Source organism: Mesotoga sp. Brook.08.105.5.1 (assembly GCF_002752635.1).
In the GTDB taxonomy this organism is placed as follows: domain Bacteria; phylum Thermotogota; class Thermotogae; order Petrotogales; family Kosmotogaceae; genus Mesotoga.
On the sequence record NZ_AYTW01000037.1, the window covers coordinates 1 to 4,451 of the forward strand.

A 4,451-nucleotide genomic window follows, 5' to 3' on the forward strand; every position below is an offset into this window, starting at 1 on the left:
CATTCTTGCCTTTGCTGGACGTGCACACACCCCGTCGGCAGGAACATGCCGCCACCCCGCTCAAGCGGGGATTTAAGATCTAGAGCAGAAGGGCGGTTCATCGTTCCGACGCGCTGCACCCAAATTTTTCGTTCCGACGCTGCGCGTCCAAGTTCTTGGTTCTTCGTCTAGGATTCCGTCATTCTGAGATGATCCTGCTCAGAATCCCGATCTTCACGTGAACACAACGGCTCCTTTGCCCGCGAAGTAGAACTGGCTTTGCCAAATCGGTTTGGCATTCTTGTAGTTTTTCTCGCCACAGCTTGCAGTGACTGGCTTTTGAAGATCCGCTATACGCTGAAAGATCAGTTGCAAGTTGTCAGTTCCAAGTTGTAAGACTTAGAAGAAGCCTACGTCAGCAGACTGACTTCCCTCTCTCTCTTCTCTCGTGAGCGTAGCGAACCTCTCTATGCTCTCTTTCTCGATTGTTTTTGTTTTGCCCGCGAAGCGGAACTGGCCACCAAAGGTGACTGTCTCCTGAAGATCCGCTATACGCTGAAAGATCAGTTGCAAGTTGTCAGTTCCAAGTTGCAAGACTTAGAAGAAGCCTACGTCAGCAGACTGACTTCCCTCTCTCTCTTCTCTCGTGAGCGTAGCGAACCTCTCTATGCTCTCTTTCTCGATTGTTTTTGTTTTGCCCGCGAAGCGGAACTGGCCACCAAAGGTGACTGGCCCCTGAAGATCCGCTATACGCTGGAAGAACCGGACATGAACCTCTCGATTCATCCGGCTCCTATTATCCAGCCGCATAGCGTATCTCCATAGTCCATTGAACTAAGAGCTTGGGCTGTCTTTGAGCGATTCTCTTCAACCATTTTCTCGCTCGTACAAGACCTTTTCGTTTCTTGTACTTGTTTCTAACCCATTGAACAAAAGCTTTGTTCAGATGGAAAGCCGTTCTTCAGCGATGAAAAGGTTGTTGAATTCGAAAATGTTTTAAGCGTTTCACTGAAAAGAAGACCAACGGGTAGACCGAAAAAAAGTGACGCTGTATATGGTCTCATTTTCTACAGGAAAATGGTAGGGTCAAGAGATGGCGCCTTGGGTTTAGGACAGAGGGCGAAAAAAGGGGACAGACTCCATTTAGCGGGAAAAAACGGGACAGACTCCATTTTTTCAGAATCGGTTCTTACCAGCGATCAGCGGGTCCTCGTTCTTAAGTGTGCAGCGGCTCTTCAGGGCGAGATCCCGTGCAGGTGCATCACGGGATGACCCTCACAAAAATCAAAAATAGGACAGACTCCATTTTTTCAAGAGCCGTCCTTCGACCTTCGTCCAGGAGCGTGGACCCGTCCTTGGAAGAGCGGGGAAGAGGAGAGAGGAAGAGAGAGAGAAAGAGAGGCCGAGAGGACGCGAAAAAGCGACAGACATCAAGAGCCTGTCAGTCCCTGTTTTCGCTTCTCGTCTTTTCGTGAGCGCAGCGAACGCCTCGACATTGCTCTTTCTCGATCGAATGGTCTTAGCGGTGAACGGGTTAATGGTCTTGAACGGTCAACGGCGAACCATGTTTTACAGCGTTCAGCGGATCTTCAGGGCCAGATCCCGTGCAAAAGCATCACGGGATGACAAAGTGAGTTACTTCTAGGGCAGGCTCTCTTACTTCCTTCCCACCATGAAAACAGGTACCGAAAAATGGGACAGACTCCATTTTTTCAAGAGCCGTCCTTCGACCTTTGTCCAAGAGCGTGGACCCGTTCTTGGATCAAAAATAGAGGATCAAACTCTAAAAATGGGGACAGACTCCATTTTAAGGAACAAGAGCAGTTCTTCGTTCATAAGAGCGTGCAGAGAACCGTCCTTCGACCTTCGTCCAAGAGCGTGGACCCGTCCTTGGAAGAGCGGGAAGAGGAGAAAATAATAGGGACTCCATTTTTAGGAACAAAAGCGGTTCCTCGTTCCGACGCTTCGCGTCCAGGTTCTTGGTTCTTAGGCCGCGGAGCGGAACTGGCGCGACGAGAAGAGCGTATTCATCCCCCAGGGGAATTGGACAAGTAAGTTAGGAATCGAAAGAAAAAAGGGGACAGACTCCATTTTTTCAGAATCCAAAAAAAAACGGGACAGGAAAAAACGGGACAGACTCCATTTTTAGGAACAAGAGCAGGTCTTCCTTCATAAGAGCGTGCAGAGAGCCGTCCTTCGCCCTTCGTCCAGGAGCGTGACCCCGTCCCTTCGGAAGAGCGGGAGAAGAGCAGTTCTTCGTTCCGACGCTTCACGTCCAAGTTCTTGGTTGGTTTAGGATCGAGGCCATAAGAGCGGGAGCAAGATCCATTACTTAAAGAATGGTGTCCCGTATAGAATTACTTCGGGCTGACACGGGATAATCGGATGGGGCATTAGAATCTCATTTCTTTGTCAACAACCAAATGTTCTTGTGGGCCTTCGATTCCTTGTTTGTGGAGAAGACGTATTTTCTGTGAGTTCTTGCTGACCTTTACCTTGCCAGATGAAACCCAGAAGAACTTCCGGTTCTCACTGATGACTCTTATCTGATTATCTATGATCCATTGCTTCATCCATTGCGCCTTTTTGATCACCTCGCCGACCTCAGATTCGTTGGCTGGGTGAATCTCTATGAATGCTGTTTTCAGAACAGCATCAATCTCGATAAAAACAGCATAATCCCATCTATTCTCATTGGGATAATCCTCTTTAAGGCAGCTATCTATATCAACGCTCTTTGCATTGGTTCTCGTTTCTTGAAGACTGACTTTGTCAGGTTTCTTAATTGCTTGAAGTCCGTTCTTTATACAGGGGCCAAGAGATGAATTCATTATGGGCTGCATTTGATCCATTTTCTACCTCCAGAGCTTTGCTACGATTTCGTTTGTCTTGGAAGTGAATTCTACGAGGCCACCCCATTCCGACACTGACTTCTTATCGCTCCCGGGATCGAGTGAAGAAATATCTTCAGTCACCACGCCAGCCTCGGTTGGTTTGAAGTAGTTGACAACAAGCTTCTTGTTCTCAAGATCCTTTATTAGTTTGTTCGTATTTGTCGTTGTTTTTAGTTCGAAAAGGTCGAGGAGAAGCTTCCTCTTTTTGTCAGCAGTTGCTTCAGGATGAGATACAATCTCATTTATTGCCCAAACGAGTTCTATTATTCCCGAAGAATGGGTTGAGAGCAGGACTCTATAATTCCTGCTCAACAGTTCGACTATAGTAAGAAAGACATCTCTAATTGCTAGCGGATGAAGGCCTGCTTCTGGCTCTTCAACTATGACCCACTTCACGCCTTGCTTTTTCGAGACTTTTGCCGAAGGCAGCAGCCAGAACAACCCAAGTAGTAAGGGCGCAAATTCCCTTTGACCCGCAGACCAAGTCATGATGGGCATTGATACTCCTGCAACCTCCAGCATGATTCTTTTCCTGAGGCCTATATCTAGTTTCAATTTGCCTTCTCTCATTATGGATTTCTGCAGCGCGTCCCTTATCTCTTTCTTGAAGTATCCGTCTCTCGGAAAAATCGGGGTATCGCCGCTCCCAAGGCCGGAATCCATTATGCGCCTGATCTTCTCGCTGAAGTCCTTAACAACGAAAGGATACGTAGGATCGAAAGAGGTGAAAGGAAGGGGCCACCCAGCGGAGATAATAAGGACTCGTTGAGCGGGTATATAGAATACTTTGGCCTCACTGTCTTCTCCACCTGATCTCTTCACGTGAGTTTCGATCTGAAACTTTCTTCCGTTAAGTTCAATGCGGCTCTGTGAATTCCATATCGCCTGCATTCCTTCGCCAAAATAGGCCTGCAAGAAACTTTCGAGCTTATTCTTCCAATCAAAGCCAAACTTCTTCAATTCCTTTACTATGTCGGCGTGATCAACGCAGAACTTGAACAACTGAAGAAAGATGCTTTTACCCGTTGCTTGTGGCCCGACGAGAACGGTCAGATCACCGGCCGAAATGTCTGCTTTTTTTATCGGCCCGATATTCTCAAGAACGACTCTCACGAATAACCCTCCCTTCTTCCTGGGGTGCTTAGTCTAAGCAAAGTAATTATATCAACTTCCGCATGAATTCCTGAATCTTCAACCAAACCAGACTAAGTAAGGCCTTTCTATAAATAGGGACTTCATTATTCACATTTCTGTCCCACAGACATCGTTCAGCATGTTTGATATACTTTCAGCATTCACCTTTAGTCCTTTAATGGTCCCGTCCATATCCATGGTCGCCCTTGTATCAAGGCCTACTATTGATGCGATAAGAAATCCTCCTTTCAAGATGAAGTTCGATTGGTAGCGTGATGATGAAATTCTTTCCAGCAAACGCTCCAGCATATAGTTCTGAAGGACAATTTGAGCAGATATATTCTTGCTTTTTGCCACGTTCTTAATGATCGCTTTCAGCTGCATCGAGTTCTTCAAAGCAATACCTCCAAATAGGCGCGCAGCTTCTTTTCTACCCTCATGAGC

The 4,451-nt window shown here is 47.0% G+C and carries 2 protein-coding genes and 1 pseudogene; all 3 read right to left on the reverse strand.

What is annotated here, in order from left to right:
- Positions 1–2,372 precede the first annotated feature (2,372 nt).
- Entirely contained in the window at positions 2,373–2,831 is a 459-nt protein-coding gene (locus V512_RS11495; RefSeq protein WP_099830606.1) for a hypothetical protein, read from the reverse strand.
- Positions 2,832–2,834: 3 nt separating this feature from the next.
- The gene (locus tag V512_RS11500) at positions 2,835–3,986 is read right to left on the reverse strand and encodes an AAA family ATPase (RefSeq protein WP_099830607.1); all 1,152 of its coding nucleotides are present in this window, start codon (positions 3,984–3,986) and stop codon (positions 2,835–2,837) included.
- Between the two features lie 144 nt (positions 3,987–4,130).
- Positions 4,131–4,391: pseudogene (locus V512_RS11505) on the reverse strand (nucleotidyl transferase AbiEii/AbiGii toxin family protein); the annotation flags it as partial.
- Positions 4,392–4,451: the final 60 nt, after the last annotated feature.